Origin of the sequence: Serratia sp. (in: enterobacteria) (assembly GCF_052400455.1) — a bacterium.
Taxonomy (GTDB): Bacteria; Pseudomonadota; Gammaproteobacteria; order Enterobacterales; family Enterobacteriaceae; genus Serratia; species Serratia ureilytica.
On record NZ_CP185812.1, the window covers coordinates 1,443,500 to 1,457,871 of the forward strand.

Sequence of the window (14,372 nt, forward strand, 5' to 3'; positions counted from 1 at the left end):
GCGCATCATCACAACAAGGCGAAAACATCAGGGGGAATAATAAGATGGCTCTGTTTGATGGCATGACGACGTGGCGACGGGGAGGCTGGTCACGCTGGCGTTGGTATTTGTTGCGTCGCAGAACGCGCAGAGAGTTACTGCTGCTGAACGACAGGCAACTGGCGGATATCGGCCTGACGCGGGCGGATGCCTGGCGGGAAGGGTATAAACCGTTCTGGAGAGAATAAGGAAAGCGGATGCTGAAATTATTGGGCAAAGCCTCATCGATCAACGTGCGCAAGGTGCTGTGGACCAGCCATGAGCTGGGGCTGACGCTGGAACGGGAAGACTGGGGCAGCGGCTTTCGCTCCACGCAGGAACCCGAGTTTTTGGCGCTCAATCCCAACGGCCTGGTGCCGGTGCTGATCGACGGCGCGCGGGTGCTGTGGGAGTCGAACACCATTTGCCGCTATCTGGCGGGGCGGGAAAGGCGCCGCGATCTGCTGCCGCAGGAACCCGGCGCGCGCGCGGCGGTGGAGATTTGGATGGACTGGCAGGCCACCGATCTGAATGGCGCCTGGCGCTATGTGTTCATGTCGCGCGTGCGCGGGCATGCGGATTACCAGGATGCCGCCAGCCTGGCCGTCGCCGAGCGCGAGTGGAATCGGCTGATGGGCTTGCTGGATGCGCATTTGGCGCAGCACGGCCCTTACGCCGCCGGCGCTGCCTTCACGCTGGCGGACGTAGTGCTGGGGCTGTCGCTCAACCGCTGGCTGATGACGTCGTTCGAGCGGCCGGAGTATGCGGCGCTGGCGGCCTATCAGCAGCGCCTGCTGCAACGCCCTGGCTACGTTCAGCACGGTGCCAACGGTTTACCGTAATATGAAATAAATGGTTCATTTTACCTTATCCGGATACGGCAACGCTGCGTTCGGATTTTCCTTTTTGCATCATCCTGTCAACGTTTCATGAACGACATCACGAATCCGAACTTTCTTTTTCCGTGCGCTTGTTATTGAAATTTATATTCCATATAAAGCCGTTATCAGCTGGCGCGTTTCACTCAGGGCGCCGGGTTTCAGGCAAGATTTCGGTCACGGGAGAGGATGATGAAACAGGTACGCGTTGGATTAATCGGCACCGGCTATATCGGGCGTTGTCACGCTATCGCTTATGCGCAGGCCCCCACGGTCTTTCCCCTTAAAGGGGATCTGGTGCTGGAGATGCTGGCGGAGGTGACGCCCGAGCTGGCGGCGCAGCGCGCGGCCGAGTTCGGCTTTGCGCGTTCGACCGGCGACTGGCGGCAGCTGGTGGCCGATCCGGCGATCGACGTGGTGGACATCTGCGCCCCCAACTTCTTGCACAAAGAGATGGCGCTGGCGGCGATCCGCCACGGCAAGCACGTGTATTCGGAAAAACCGCTGGCGCTGGACGCCGCCGACGCGGCGGAGATGGTGCAGGCCGCCCGCGCCAAGGGGGTGAAAACGCTGGTGGGTTTCAACTACATGAAAAACCCCACCAGCCAGCTGGCGCGCGAGATCATCGCCAACGGCGAAATCGGCGAGGTGGTGCATTTTTACGGCACCCACAATGAGGATTACCTGGCCGACCCGCGCACGCCGATCGACTGGCACTGCCGCCGCGCCAGCGCCGGGCTGGGCGCGTTGGGGGATCTGGCGGCGCACATCGTCAATATGGCGCACTACCTGGTGGGCGATATCGTGGCGGTCTCTGGCGATATGCAGACCGTGATCAAACAGCGGCCGGATCCGCAAGACCCGTCGCGTATGCATCCGGTGGAAAACGAAGATCAGGCCGGCGCGCTGCTGCGTTTCGCCGGCGGGGCGATGGGCACTATCGAAACGTCGCGCATCGCCTGCGGGCGCAAGATGGGGCTGACCTATGTGGTTACCGGCACCAAAGGCACGCTGAGTTATACCCAGGAACGGATGGCCGAACTGAAGCTGTATCGACACGATGAACCGGCGGAGCGGCAGGGGTTCAAGACGTTGCTGGTGGGGCCGAAGCACCCGGACTATGCGGCGTTTTGCATCAGCGCCGGGCACGGCATTGGTTTTAACGATCAGAAGACGGTGGAGATCCGCGATCTGGTCAACGGCATCGCCGCGGGCGATCGCATGTGGCCGGACTTTGAAGAGGGCTGGAAGGTGTCGTGCGTGCTGGACGCGATAGCCGCCTCCGCCGAGCAGCGGCGCTGGCTGGAGATCAACCGCGATTGAAAAGGAAATGGCGCTCTCCGCGGACAGCGCCATTAATTTATTATGTTGCTAGCTTAATGGCTTATTAAATTAATTTTATAATAAGTTATTGGCTTGATAACTTAGAACGAGAAACACGAACAGCCGAAAGCGCCCCAGAAGGCATTCTCGTCCGACACCGGGATGCTGGAGCGGCGCGCGATGTCATGCTGGTGCGCGTGCACGCCGCACGGGCCGCAGCATTGGTGCGCCTGGCTCACTACCCCGACGCGGGCCGCCGCCGACGGCGGCGCGGAGCGGTAATGGCCCGGCACCTGGGTGACCGGCGACCACTCCGGCAGCACCGGCAGCGGCGGCGGCGCCAGCGGCGAGAAGCTGCCGGCGGCGTAGACTACTTTGCCGTCCACCACCGTCATTACCGACTCGATGCCTTTGATCTGCTCTTCCGGCACGCTGAAGTAGTCCTGCGACAGCACCGCCAAATCCGCCAGTTGGCCGACCTTGATCTGGCCTTTCTTGCCCTGTTCGGTGGAGAACCAGGCGCTGCCCTGGGTCCACAGCATCAGCGCCGTTTCGCGATCCAGCCGGGCGCTGTCGTCGTACATCGCCATGCCGCCGACGGTGCGGCCGGAGACCAGCCAGTACAGCGCCGTCCACGGGTTGTAGCTGGCGACGCGGGTGGCGTCGGTGCCCAGCCCGACCGGCAGCTCGGCCGCCAACATTTTCGCTACCGGCGGCGTATGTTTGGTGGCTTCGATGCCGTAGCGGTCGGCGAAATATTCCCCCTGGAACGCCATGCGGTGCTGGACCGCAATGCCGCCGCCCAGCGCCTTGACGCGCTCGATATTGCGTTCGGTAATGGTTTCGGCGTGGTCGAACAGCCAGTGCAGGCCGTTGAACGGAATATCGCGGTTCACCTTCTCGAACACGTCCAGCATGCGGCTGATGGATTCGTCATAGGTGGCGTGCAGGCGGAACGGCCAGCGGTGCTCGACCAGATGGCGCACCACCCGCTCCAGCTCGTCTTCGGTGCCCGGCGGCAGATCCGGGCGCGGCTGCAGGAAGTCTTCGAAGTCGGCGGCGGAAAACACCAGCATCTCGCCGGCGCCGTTGTGGCGATAGAAGTCGGTACCCTGGCCCGGTTTGAGCATGTCGGTCCACAGCTCGAAGTCTTCCAGTTCCTGCTTCGGCCGCTGGGTGAACAGGTTATAGGCGATGCGGATGGTCAGCTGCTTTTTCTCGTGCAGCTCGGCGATCACCTGATAATCTTCCGGGTAGTTCTGGAAACCGCCGCCGGCGTCGATGGCGCTGGTGAGGCCGAGGCGGTTCAGCTCACGCATAAACTGGCGGGTGGAGTTGACCTGCTGTTCCAGCGGCAGCTTCGGCCCTTTCGCCAGCGTGGCGTACAGGATCATGGCGTTGGGTTTGGCGATCAGCATGCCGGTCGGGTTGCCGTTGGCGTCGCGCTGGATCTCGCCGCCCGGCGGGTTCGGCGTGTCTTTGGTGTAGCCGACTACCTTCAGCGCCGCGCGGTTGAGCAGCGCGCGATCGTATAAATGCAGAATAAATACCGGCGTGTCCGGCGCCGCCTGGTTGATTTCGTCCAGCGTCGGCATGCGGCGTTCGGCAAACTGGAACTCGGTCCAGCCGCCGACCACCCGCACCCATTGCGGGCTCGGCGTGCGCAGTGCCTGCTCTTTCAACATGCGCAGCGCGTCGGCCAGCGAAGGCACGCCTTCCCAGCGCAGCTCCAGGTTGTAGTTCAGGCCGCCGCGGATCAGGTGCAGGTGCGAGTCGTTCAGGCCCGGAATGGCGGTGTGGCCGTGCAGATCGATCACCTGGGTTTCCGGCCCGGCGTGTTGCATGACTTCGGCTTCGCTGCCGACCGCCAGAAACTTGCCGTCGTGAATGGCGACCGCCTGCGCGGTGAGGTTTTGGCGGTCAACGGTGTGAAATTTGCCGTTGGTGAGGATCAATGAAGCGTGGTGGTTCATAACATTCTCCCGGCGAACCGCCTAGCGGCGGATCAGCCATTGATGAAAAACGCGAGTCACGATGGGCATCCACAGGTACACCACCAGAGCGACCACGGTGGCGTCATTGAGAAAATGGCCGAGCAGCGTGCCGTTCAACTGCGGCAGCGCCAGCCCCCAAAACCAGGGCACCAGATTGGTGGAAGGGAAGATCACCAGCAGGGTGATGATGAACTGCTTCCACTGGGGCGGTTGGCGCACGCCGGGGTTGGGCGGGGTAAACCAGAACTCCGCGCCGGGGCGGATCTCGATATGGTCATTCTCCAGCAACAGCGGAGTGACTTCTTCGATGTATTGCTTGCGCAGCGGCGAGTTGAGCCAGCGGTAGAGATTATCGACATTGTCGAAGCGGACCAGCACCGTATAGGCCTGTTCGCTGTCGGATGGGCGGATGACGTTGACGCCCAGATGGCCGGTGAAGCCCGCGGCGTCCGGCATGATGCGGTTCAGCCAGGCCTCATAGGCCTGCTCGTTCCCCGGCGCCAAACGGTGGGTGATCACCAGCGTGACATGCTGCGGATGGGCCATAAAACCGACTCCTGAAAATACCCCGGCGCGGGGCCGGGGCAGGGGGAATTATTTCACCGTGCGGGCCGGTGCGTGGTGCACCATGGTGTAAGCGTAGTCGACGCCCATGCCGTACGCGCCGCTGTGTTCGCGCACCAGCGCCATCACCGCGTCGTAGGTGTCTTTGCGCGCCCAGTCGCGTTGGTACTCCAGCAGCACCTGCTGCCAGGTCACCGGTACGGCGCCGGCCTGCACCATGCGATCGATCGAGCGCTCGTGCGCATCGACGGAGGTGCCGCCGGAGGTGTCGGTCACCACATACACTTCATAGCCGGCTTCCAGCGCCATCAGCGCCGGGAAGGTCAGGCACACTTCGGTCCACAGCGCGGAGATCACCAGCTTTTTGCGGCCGGTGGCTTCCACGGCTTTGACGAAGGCCGCGTCTTCCCAGGAGTTCATCGAGGTGCGTTCAATCGGGGTGATTTCAGGGTGTACCGCCAGCAGCTCCGGCCAGATATAGCCGCTGAAGCTTTCGGTTTCGACCGAGGTGAAAAGGGTAGGAACGTTGAAAATCTTGCCTGCCTTCGCCAAACCAACAACGTTGTTTTTCAGTTGCTGACGATCAATATTAGCCACGCCGAAGGCCATTTGCGGTTGATGATCGATAAAAATCAGTGCGGAGTTGTCTTTATCAAGCAGTTGAAACTTGGACATAATTTACCTTCCCAGTGATATTTCGGTTGAACATCTGATGAGTGTAACGCCGATAAAACCCATGGTAGGCAGAGGGCGATTTCAAAGATACCGCAGAATTTTTGCCGACTTGTTGAGTTTTTTTATACACGGGAGAAAACATGAGATTAAACCTGGAAGCGCTGCTGATTTTGGATGCGCTGGACCGGCACGGATCTTTCGCCGCCGCGGCCGCCGCACTGTTTAAAACCCCTTCGGCACTGAGTTATATGGTGCAAAAGCTCGAGAACGATCTCGACATCACCCTGCTCGATCGCTCCGGCCATCGGGCGAAGTTCACCGATACCGGCAAGCTGATGCTGGAAAAAGGGCGGGTGCTGCTGCGCGCGGCGCAGGATCTGGAACAGCAGGCGCGCTATGTCGAAAACGGCTGGGAAAGCGAGATCACGCTCGGGATCGACGCATCCTTCCCGTTTGCCCGCCTGTTGCCGTTGATAGAAGAGTTCTACCGGCAGCATCACCATACCCGGCTGCGTTTCAGCCACGAGGTGCTGGCCGGCTCCTGGGAGTCGCTGGTTTACGGCTGCGCCGACATTATCATCGGCGCCATCTGCGAGCCGCCGTCGCGGGTGGGCTATGCGTTCAGCCGCCTGGGGCAGCTGGATTACGTGTTTGCCGTCGCGCCGCAGCATCCGCTGGCCGCGCTGCCGGAACCGTTGCCGAAGGATGAGATCCGTCAGCACCGGGCGGTGGTGGTGCGCGATACCTCGCGCGTCAACGCGCCGCAGAGCCTGAACCTGCTGGAAGAGCAAGACACGCTGACGGTCTTCGGCTTCGACGCCAAACTGCAGGCGCAGCTAGCCGGACTGGGCTGCGGCTATCTGCCGCGCGCCTTGGCGGAACCTTACCTGAACAGCGGCGAACTGGTGGCGAAACGCGTCGAATCGGAACGTTGCAGCGACATCGCCTACTTCGGCTGGCGGGAAAGCGCCAGCGGTCTGGCGGCCAAGTGGTGGCGCGAGCGGCTGCAGCGTTACGCAGATGACGGTGAGGCTTACCCAGCGGCGCAGTAAGGGCGCTCGATAAAGATTAATCCCCAATAAGGACATAGGGAATGAAAAAGACACTAAGCCTGTTGGCGCTGTTACTGTTGAGCGGCTGCGGCGCGGGCGCCGGGCGTCAGGCCGGCACCCCCTTGCCGTCGCCGCAGACCGAGGCGCCGGTTGCGGCGCCGCTCAGCTATCCGGTGCGGGTGCATAACGCGGTGAGTCGCGAGCTGCGTTTGCCGGAGCACGCGCGCGGCCAACGCTGCACCATCAGCATCCGTTTGCGGCCGGACGGGAAACTGGCGAGCAGCAAGATCGTAAGAGGCGATGCGCCGCTGTGCGCGGCGGCCAACGCGGCGGTGCAGCGCGCGCAGTTTCCGCCGATGGCCAGCGCCACTGAATACGCATTGTTCAACGCCGTGGTGCTCGATTTCGTTCCCTGAAGGGATGTGACCGACGGGCCGCCTGCGCGGTCAATGCTTGTCAGTTAGCGTTTTTTTGAAGTACTCGTGACGTTTTCGGTCGATAAATGAGAGGTGCATCATGAGGCTCCTGCACCTCGACCGAGCCAGGGGCCGAAAGGCGCGGCCCCTGGCAACCCGCGCCTTTGCCCTATCAGACGGTTGGCTTTGCCAACGTTACTCAGCCCATCCCTGGGCCTCGCCCCTTCGGGGCCGCTGCAAGCAGCGTTCAAATCTGCTCCAGGCAGATTTGTCCTCCCTCCGCCATACCGCATTGAGGCCGGTTGCGACAGGCGTCCCTGCCTGTCTCACCTGAAACCGCCGTCCATGGCGGTTTCGCCTAATGCGCTATGCCTGCGTTCGGCGTCTTCAAGGGCGTCCAATACCGTGCTCATCTCCGATTCCTCTTCTCTGCTATAACCTCATAAAGTACGGGTTGCCCGGTAGCTGCCAGCTCGGGTGTTGACCTTTGACGTGCATCACCGGCTGCCGAGCAAGACGGCGTTGTCAGGGGCAACCGGCCAGGGAAGGCCGGTTGAGGCGAGACTAACAGGGACGTTTGTCGTAGCCGACCCGCCCGACAATGCAGACGCGGCGAGGGTATCCGCGTAGCGGACAGACGGTGTTAAGCGAAGGCGCGGGTGGAGGGGCCGCGCCTTCGGCCCCTCCAATTGCCGTTCATTGTAGTAACAGAGAAATGCGGAACATTTACGGCAATTCAGGCTACACAAAACACACAAAGATGGGATAAAAAATGCCAGTCAGGTTTAACTGACAGATATCACCGCCTGCGCGGCCCGTTTTTTCGCTTTGACGCGTACGCAACCCGCTGAATTTTCACTTAGCTTTGCCATTTTCGTTATTTTGAACGTCACTGCGGCTCACGGATACTGGGGGAAAATCCCCAACCGCGAGCCGCAGCATGTCCCACGCCCACTATTTGCACCCCGAACAACGCGACCGGATCCGGCGGCTTTATCAGCGTTGGCACTGGCGGCTGGAACTGCCCACCTGGGGGATCATGGCGGCAGTGTACGGCGGCTGGTTTGGCGTGGCGCATTATTGGCAGGCGCTGGGCCCGTGGCTTGGCACGCCACTGCTGATCCTGCTGACCACCGGGTATATGTCGCTGCAGCATGAGCTGATCCACGGCCATCCGACGCGCCGGCCGCGCGTCAATCAGCTGTTCGGCCTGTTGCCGCTGGCGGTGTGGTATCCCTATGGGCTGTATCGCGATTCGCATCTGCGCCACCATCGCAATGAACACCTGACCGATCCGCACGAAGATCCCGAAAGTTACTACTTCAGCGCCGCGCAGTGGCGGCGTTATCCCCGCCTGTTGCCGCTACTGGCCGCGGTGCGCAATACGCTGATCGGCCGGGTGCTCCTCGGCCCGGCGCTGGATATCGCCGCAACCCTGGCCGCGGCGGTGAAGGCGCTTGCCGGTGGCGCATGGCGCGCCTGGGCGATGTGGCTGGTGCATCTGTCGTTGTTGGCGGCGCTGCTGCACTGGCTGCAGGCGCAGGGTATCGGTACGGCGTTTTACCTGTTGGCCATCAGCTATCCGGCGCTGGCGCTGACCAAGGTGAGATCGTTTTTTGAGCATCGCGCCGTGGACGCACCGCAGGCACGTTCTATTATTAATGAGGCGGGCTGGCCGTGGCGGCTGTTGTTTCTCAATCTGAACTACCATTTAGTGCATCACGATCTGCCCGGCCTGCCCTGGTATGGCCTGCGCGAAGTCTATCTGGCGGAACGCGAAGCGTATCAGCGCCGCAGCCAGGGATTTGTCGCGCAAGGCTACGGCGAGTGGCTGCGCGATTACGCGCTGACGCCGATCGACCTCGGCGTGCATCCGCTGAGCGCCGGCGAACGGCGGGAGGAACGCGGCGCCCGGCCGAAGAAAAAATTTATTGCGCGCTGGAAGCGCGTTTCTCAGGATTTTCCAACCGAACTGGCCCATGAGCCGAAAAACATATAACCAGAGGAAAAGTATGGCAATCACCTTATCACGCGGACGTTCCTTTGCCGTCGCGCTGGCTCTGCTGGCCACCGGCGGCCTGGCGCAGGCGGCCGACTCGGTGCGCGTCGGCTCCAAGATCGATACCGAAGGTTCGCTGCTCGGCAACATCATCGTGCAGTTGCTGGAAGCCAACGGCATCAAAACCACCAACAAGCTGCAGCTCGGCACCACCAAGGTGCTGCGCGGCGCCATTACCTCCGGCGAGATCGACATTTACCCGGAGTACACCGGCAACGGCGCGTTTTTCTTCTCCGATGAGAAAGATCCGGCATGGAAGAACGCCCAGGCTGGCTTCGAGAAGGTGAAGCAGCTCGACTACGACAAAAACAAAATCGTCTGGTTGGACGCGGCGCCAGCCAACAATACCTGGACTATCGCCATTCGGCAGGACGTGGCGGACGCCAACCATCTCAAAACGCTGGCGGATCTCGGCAAGTGGATTAATGGCGGGGGCAAGTTCAAGCTGGCGGCCTCGGCGGAGTTTATCGAGCGGCCGGATGCGCTGCCGGCGTTCCAGAACGCCTACGGTTTCAAGCTGAATCAGGATCAGCTGCTGTCATTGGCCGGCGGCGACACGGCGGTGACCATCAAGGCGGCGGCGGAGCAGACCTCCGGCGTCAACGCGGCGATGGCCTACGGCACCGATGGCCCGGTGGCGGCGCTGGGGTTGCAGACGCTGGCGGACCCGAAAGGTGTACAACCCATCTACGCGCCGGCGCCGATCGTGCGCGAAGCGGCGCTGAAAGCGCACGCCAATCTGCCTGAACTGCTGAAGCCGGTGTTCGCCTCGCTGGACGGGCCGACGCTGCAAAAGCTCAACGCGCAGATCGCCGTGGAAGGCCAGGACGCCAAACAGGTGGCGGCCGCTTACCTGAAAGAGAAAGGATTTGTTAAGGGATAACGCCGAGGTGCCCCCTCTTGCTACGGGAGAGGGGGAAAACCGATGGCGCCGGAGAGTTTCTTTGACTATTGCCGTAAAACATCGCGTGTTGTTAACGCTGTTCGTGCTGTTGCTGCTGGCCGCCTTCGGCCTGCCGTTCCTCAGTTATGCCCCCAATCGTCTGCTGTCGGGTAAAAGCCTGTCCTTATTCTCCCTGTTGCACGGCCCGGCGCTGTGGCTGCTGTTGCCGCTGGCGGCGTTGGCGATCCTCAGCCTGTTGCCGCCGACGCGGGGGCGTGCGCTGTTGACGGCGCTGGCCGCCTGCGGGGTGCTGACGCTGGTCTTTTGGATCGGCGGACAGGCCGCTGAACGCCTGGCGCAGGAGGGATCGCGCCTGGCGCGCACCTCTTGGGGCAGCGGTGCCTGGCTGACGATGGCGCTGAGCCTGCTGATCGCCGCCGACGCGATGACGCGCCTCACCGCGTCGCACCTGCGGCGAATGCTCGGCAACGCGCTGGTGCTGGTGCCGCCGGCGCTGCTGCTGTTCGGCCATCAGCTCGATCAGCTGTCGCTGCTGAAGGAGTACCACAATCGGCAGGAGGTGTTTGACGCCGCACTGCTGCAGCACCTGACCATTCTGCTGGCGACGATGGCGCCGGCGCTGGCGATCGGCGTGCCGCTCGGGGTGCTGTGTTTTCGCTCCGAGCGCTGGCAGAGGCCGATCTTCTCCGCGCTGAACATTATCCAGACCGTGCCTTCCATCGCGCTGTTCGGCCTGCTGATCGCGCCGCTGGCGGGGCTGGCGGCGGCGGTGCCCTGGCTGGCGGAACACGGCGTCAGCGGCATCGGCATGGCGCCGGCGATCGTGGCGCTGGTGCTGTACGCGCTGTTGCCGCTGGTGCGCAGCGTGGTGGCGGGGCTGCAGAGCGTGCCGGCCGGGGTGATTGAATCCGCCACCGGCATGGGGCTGACGCGCGGGCAGATCTTCCTGCGCGTGCAGCTGCCGTTGGCGTTGCCGCTGTTCCTGACCGGCGTGCGCATCCTGGCGGTGCAAACCGTCGGCATGGCGGTGGTGGCGGCGCTGATCGGCGCCGGCGGCTTTGGCGCCATCGTGTTTCAGGGGCTGCTCAGCAGCGCGCTGGATCTGGTTCTGCTGGGGGTGATCCCGGTGGTCATGATGGCGGTCATCGTCGATTCGCTGTTTAAATTTTGGGTTTCAATCCTGGACGTATCGCGCCGATGATTCACTTTGAGCAAGTCAGCAAAATTTTTCAGGGCAAGCCGGCGGTGGACGATCTCACGCTGCACATCGCCGAGGGCGAATTCACCGTGTTGATCGGCACCTCAGGTTCCGGCAAGTCCACGACATTAAAAATGATCAACCGCCTGATCGAACACGATCGGGGCAAGATTCTCTTTGCCGGCGAAGAGATCCAGTCGTTTAAACCGCAGGATCTGCGGCGGCGCATGGGTTATGCGATCCAATCGATCGGCCTGTTTCCACATTGGACGGTGGAGGAGAACATCGCCACCGTGCCGCAGCTGCTGAAATGGCCGCGCGCGCGCATTCGCGATCGGGTTACCGAGTTGCTGGAGCTGCTGCACCTGGAACCGGATCTGTTTCGTCGCCGCTATCCGCACCAGCTTTCCGGCGGGCAGCAGCAGCGGGTCGGAGTGGCGCGCGCGCTCGCCGCCGATCCCGAGGTGTTGTTGATGGACGAACCGTTCGGCGCGTTGGATCCGGTCACCCGCGCGGCGCTGCAGGCGGAGATCGCGCGCATTCATCAGATCTCGGGCCGTACCATTGTGCTGGTGACGCACGACATCGACGAGGCGTTGAGCCTGGCGGATCGTCTGGTGCTGCTCGATCAGGGGCGGGTGGTGCAACAAGGCACGCCGCTGACGCTGTTGACCGCCCCGGCCAACGACTTCGTGCGTGACTTCTTCGGGCGCAGCGATCGCGGCATCAAGCTGCTGTCGCTGGGGACGGTGGCGGAGCGGGTGCGGCCCGGTGTCGCCGGGGGCGAACCGATCGCCGCTGCCATGAGCCTGCGCGAGGCGCTATCGGTGTTCGTGGCGCGCGGCAGCGACTGCCTGCCGGTGGTGGATGAACGGGGCGAAGCGTTGGGGGTTCTGCACTTCCACGATCTGATCGCCGGGCAGGCGCTGTCATGAGCGGGCGTCTCTGGCGCCTGCTGCGCGATCCGCTGCCCTGGACGCTGGCGCTGCTGTTGGCGCTGGTGTTCGGCATGGATCATCTGCGCGGCCTGTTCGCCGCCTGGTTCCCCGATCTGGACCGGCCCATTTATCAGCAGGACAGCTTTATCGCGCTGGTGGGGCGCACCTGTCGCTGGTGGCGATCTCCAGCCTGATTGCGGTGGCTCTCGGCGTGGCGGCGGGCGTCGCCGTGACCCGACGCGGCGGCCGGGAGTTTCGTTCGCTGCTGGAAACGGTGGTGGCGGTGGGGCAGACCTTCCCGCCGGTGGCGGTGTTGGCGGTGGCGGTGCCGGTGATGGGCTTCAGCGAGCAGCCGGCGATCATCGCGCTGGTGCTGTACGGCTTGCTGCCGATCCTGCAGGGCACGCTGGCGGGCATCGAATCGGTGCCGCCCGCCACGCGCGAGATCGCCCGCGGCGTGGGGATGAGCGCCTGGCAAATACTGTGGCGGGTTGAACTGCCGCTGGCGGCGCCGGTGATTGTCGCCGGGATCCGCACGTCGGTGATCATCAACATCGGCACGGCGGCCATCGCTTCCACCGTCGGTACCAAAACGCTCGGTTCGCCGATCATCATCGGCCTAACCGGGTTTAACACCGCCTATGTGATCCAGGGCGCGGCGGTTGTGGCGTTGTTGGCTATTATCACCGATATGCTGTTCGAACGTTGGGTGCGTTATCTCACCGCCTGGCGTCAGCAGACGCTGGCGGCCACTCCGGCGGGGTAAGGGGGAAATGATGCAGGTGTCTCTACCGATGTACGGCGTTGGCCGGGAGCAGGCCGACGCTTTCTGGCAGGTCTTGCGCGGCAAGCTGCTGCGGCTGGGGCTGCCGGCGGCGCCGGAACGGCTCAGTTGGCCGGACGATTTGGCGCAGCATTGGCGGCGCGAGGATCTCTTGCTCAGCCAAACCTGTGGTTATCCGTTGGTCAGCAGCCTGCCGCAGGTGCAGCTGATCGGAACCTATCATTATCGGGTGGAAGGGTGCGACGGGCCTAATTACCGCAGCTGGCTGGTGGTGCGCGCGGGCGACTCCGGCGAACGGCTGGCGGATTTTCGCGGCCGGACGGCGGCGTATAACAGCACCGATTCCCAGTCCGGCTACAACGGCTTACGCGCGCTGATCGCGCCACTGGCGCAGGACGGGAAATTCTTCGGTGCGGCTATCGCCTCCGGGGCGCATTACCAGTCGCTGAAACTGATCCGCAGCGGGCAGGCGGATATCGCCGCCATCGATTCCATCAGCATGGAACTGCTGCGCCGCGCGCAGCCGCAGGCGCTGGAGGGGCTGAAAATCATCGGCCGCACGGCGGCGGTGCCGGGTTTGCCGCTGATCACCGCAGCCGGCACGCCGCCGGAACAGGTGGACATCCTGCGCGCCGGCGCCCGAGCGATGCTGGATGAGGCGGTCAGCGACCGCCTGCTGATCGGCGATTTCAGCCTGGTGCCGCGCTCGGCTTATCAGATTATCACCGTGCTGGAGCAGCAGGCCGCCGCACAGGGCGTAACGGCGCTCTAGCCGCCGTTACAGCAGGCCGCCGCCGTCGATGTCGATCACGCTGCCGGTGACGAAACCGTTCTCCATCGCCAGCAGGTAACCCGCTGCGACGTCGGCCGCCTGGCCGATCCGGCCGACCGGTAGACTGACGCTCACGCGCTCGAACAGCGCCTGACGCTGCGCGGCGCCCATGCCGCCGTAGGCTTCGGTGGCGGTGATGCCGGGGCTGACCACGTTCACCCGCCGCGGCGCCAGTTCCTTCGCCAGCTGTTTACCGACCGCTTCCAACGCGGCATTGATGCCGGTTTTGATCAACTGACCGCCGAGGTATTTGCGCGACAGCTGGCCGGAGGTCAGAGTGATGGAGCCCTGCGGCGCCAGCGTCGGCAGCGCGGCCTGCACCGCGCGCAAGCTGCCCCAGAATTTGACGTTGAAGTCGGCCTGCGCCTGCTCAAAAGCAGTCTCCGCCAGCGGTTTCGCCTGCACCAGCGGCCCGGCGGTGATCACCAGATGGTCGAAAGCGCCGACGGCGGCAAACAGCGCATGCAGCGACGCTTCATCGGTCAGATCGGCCTGCATCAGATGGAGCGCGTCGTTTTTCTCCCCGGCGTGGGGAAGGCGGCGCGAAGCCAGCACCACTTCAGCGCCGCGCGCCGCCGCTGCGTAGGCCACCGCGGCGCCAATGCCGCTGGTGCCGCCCAGGATCACCAGCTTTTGTCGTTTCAGGGGGAGTCAGGAATTGTCATGTTAAGGCCTCTTTTTAGTAAGTTTCAACGGGATCTATCTTTCCTGATTGAAAATCACCTAACAATCGGCCT

At 63.1% G+C, this 14,372-nt stretch carries 13 protein-coding genes and 2 pseudogenes; 11 read left to right on the plus strand and 4 right to left on the minus strand.

The features are described from left to right. The first annotated feature begins 44 nt into the window (after positions 1-44). The 3 genes from ACORQT_RS06925 (at position 45) to ACORQT_RS06935 (ending at position 2,219) form a co-directional block, all read left to right on the plus strand. Positions 45-227 (plus strand): DUF1127 domain-containing protein, encoded by a 183-nt coding sequence (locus ACORQT_RS06925; RefSeq protein ID WP_071845081.1) that lies wholly within the window; start codon positions 45-47, stop codon positions 225-227. A 9-nt stretch (positions 228-236) separates the two neighbouring features. Beyond that, on the plus strand, positions 237-860 hold the full coding sequence (locus tag ACORQT_RS06930; RefSeq protein WP_164057402.1) for a glutathione S-transferase family protein: 624 nt from the start codon (positions 237-239) through the stop codon (positions 858-860). A gap of 228 nt (positions 861-1,088) precedes the next feature. After that, on the plus strand, positions 1,089-2,219 hold the full coding sequence (locus tag ACORQT_RS06935) for a Gfo/Idh/MocA family protein (protein ID WP_042783948.1): 1,131 nt from the start codon (positions 1,089-1,091) through the stop codon (positions 2,217-2,219). A 101-nt stretch (positions 2,220-2,320) separates the two neighbouring features. On the opposite strand, the gene ACORQT_RS06940 is transcribed toward ACORQT_RS06935, so the two are convergent. The 3 genes from ACORQT_RS06940 to ACORQT_RS06950 are packed head-to-tail and all read right to left on the minus strand — an operon-like array spanning position 2,321 to position 5,452. Next, on the minus strand, positions 2,321-4,192 hold the full coding sequence (locus tag ACORQT_RS06940) for an amidohydrolase (protein WP_164057401.1): 1,872 nt from the start codon (positions 4,190-4,192) through the stop codon (positions 2,321-2,323). Between the two features lie 21 nt (positions 4,193-4,213). After that, positions 4,214-4,759, minus strand: a complete 546-nt coding sequence (locus ACORQT_RS06945) for an antibiotic biosynthesis monooxygenase (RefSeq protein ID WP_033652685.1) — start codon at positions 4,757-4,759, stop codon at positions 4,214-4,216. A 48-nt stretch (positions 4,760-4,807) separates the two neighbouring features. After that, positions 4,808-5,452 carry a hydrolase gene (locus tag ACORQT_RS06950; RefSeq protein WP_004939390.1) on the minus strand — a complete coding sequence of 215 codons (645 nt, stop codon included), beginning with the start codon at positions 5,450-5,452 and terminating at the stop codon, positions 4,808-4,810. Positions 5,453-5,592: 140 nt separating this feature from the next. Between ACORQT_RS06950 and ACORQT_RS06955 the strand changes: the two genes are divergently transcribed. From ACORQT_RS06955 to ACORQT_RS06990, 8 genes and pseudogenes are all read left to right on the plus strand, one after another. Further along, complete coding sequence (locus ACORQT_RS06955; RefSeq protein WP_042783950.1) at positions 5,593-6,504, plus strand: LysR substrate-binding domain-containing protein; 912 nt, start codon at positions 5,593-5,595, stop codon at positions 6,502-6,504. Between the two features lie 41 nt (positions 6,505-6,545). Beyond that, a complete protein-coding gene (locus ACORQT_RS06960; protein WP_047572209.1) occupies positions 6,546-6,920 on the plus strand; it encodes a cell envelope integrity TolA C-terminal domain-containing protein in 375 nt (124 codons plus the stop codon). Between the two features lie 940 nt (positions 6,921-7,860). Continuing rightward, positions 7,861-8,919 (plus strand): fatty acid desaturase, encoded by a 1,059-nt coding sequence (locus ACORQT_RS06965; RefSeq protein ID WP_164057931.1) that lies wholly within the window; start codon positions 7,861-7,863, stop codon positions 8,917-8,919. Between the two features lie 13 nt (positions 8,920-8,932). Next, positions 8,933-9,862, plus strand: coding sequence for a glycine betaine ABC transporter substrate-binding protein OsmF (gene osmF / locus ACORQT_RS06970; RefSeq protein WP_164057930.1), 930 nt, complete (start codon positions 8,933-8,935; stop codon positions 9,860-9,862). 61 nt (positions 9,863-9,923) lie between these two features. Then, entirely contained in the window at positions 9,924-11,084 is a 1,161-nt protein-coding gene (locus tag ACORQT_RS06975; RefSeq protein ID WP_072628081.1) for an ABC transporter permease, read from the plus strand. Then, entirely contained in the window at positions 11,081-12,016 is a 936-nt protein-coding gene (locus ACORQT_RS06980; RefSeq protein ID WP_047572208.1) for an ABC transporter ATP-binding protein, read from the plus strand. Before ACORQT_RS06975 ends, ACORQT_RS06980 begins: the two co-directional genes overlap by 4 nt. After that, positions 12,013-12,785, plus strand: a pseudogene (locus ACORQT_RS06985) (ABC transporter permease). The gene ACORQT_RS06980 and the pseudogene ACORQT_RS06985 overlap by 4 nt, the downstream one beginning before the upstream one ends. 28 nt (positions 12,786-12,813) lie before the next feature. Beyond that, the gene (locus ACORQT_RS06990; RefSeq protein WP_089191356.1) at positions 12,814-13,575 is read left to right on the plus strand and encodes a phosphate/phosphite/phosphonate ABC transporter substrate-binding protein; all 762 of its coding nucleotides are present in this window, start codon (positions 12,814-12,816) and stop codon (positions 13,573-13,575) included. Between the two features lie 6 nt (positions 13,576-13,581). Here ACORQT_RS06990 and ACORQT_RS06995 read toward each other — a convergent pair. Then, positions 13,582-14,300, minus strand: a pseudogene (locus ACORQT_RS06995) (SDR family oxidoreductase). Positions 14,301-14,372 lie beyond the last annotated feature (72 nt).

Coding starts and splice junctions, on each gene's coding strand:
- ACORQT_RS06925 (WP_071845081.1), top strand. CDS start 45: ATGGCTCTGTTTGATGGCATGACGACGTGGCGACGGGGAGGCTGGTCA.
- ACORQT_RS06930 (WP_164057402.1), top strand. CDS start 237: ATGCTGAAATTATTGGGCAAAGCCTCATCGATCAACGTGCGCAAGGTG.
- ACORQT_RS06935 (WP_042783948.1), top strand. CDS start 1,089: ATGAAACAGGTACGCGTTGGATTAATCGGCACCGGCTATATCGGGCGT.
- ACORQT_RS06940 (WP_164057401.1), bottom strand. CDS start 4,192: ATGAACCACCACGCTTCATTGATCCTCACCAACGGCAAATTTCACACC.
- ACORQT_RS06945 (WP_033652685.1), bottom strand. CDS start 4,759: ATGGCCCATCCGCAGCATGTCACGCTGGTGATCACCCACCGTTTGGCG.
- ACORQT_RS06950 (WP_004939390.1), bottom strand. CDS start 5,452: ATGTCCAAGTTTCAACTGCTTGATAAAGACAACTCCGCACTGATTTTT.
- ACORQT_RS06955 (WP_042783950.1), top strand. CDS start 5,593: ATGAGATTAAACCTGGAAGCGCTGCTGATTTTGGATGCGCTGGACCGG.
- ACORQT_RS06960 (WP_047572209.1), top strand. CDS start 6,546: ATGAAAAAGACACTAAGCCTGTTGGCGCTGTTACTGTTGAGCGGCTGC.
- ACORQT_RS06965 (WP_164057931.1), top strand. CDS start 7,861: ATGTCCCACGCCCACTATTTGCACCCCGAACAACGCGACCGGATCCGG.
- osmF (WP_164057930.1), top strand. CDS start 8,933: ATGGCAATCACCTTATCACGCGGACGTTCCTTTGCCGTCGCGCTGGCT.
- ACORQT_RS06980 (WP_047572208.1), top strand. CDS start 11,081: ATGATTCACTTTGAGCAAGTCAGCAAAATTTTTCAGGGCAAGCCGGCG.
- ACORQT_RS06990 (WP_089191356.1), top strand. CDS start 12,814: ATGTACGGCGTTGGCCGGGAGCAGGCCGACGCTTTCTGGCAGGTCTTG.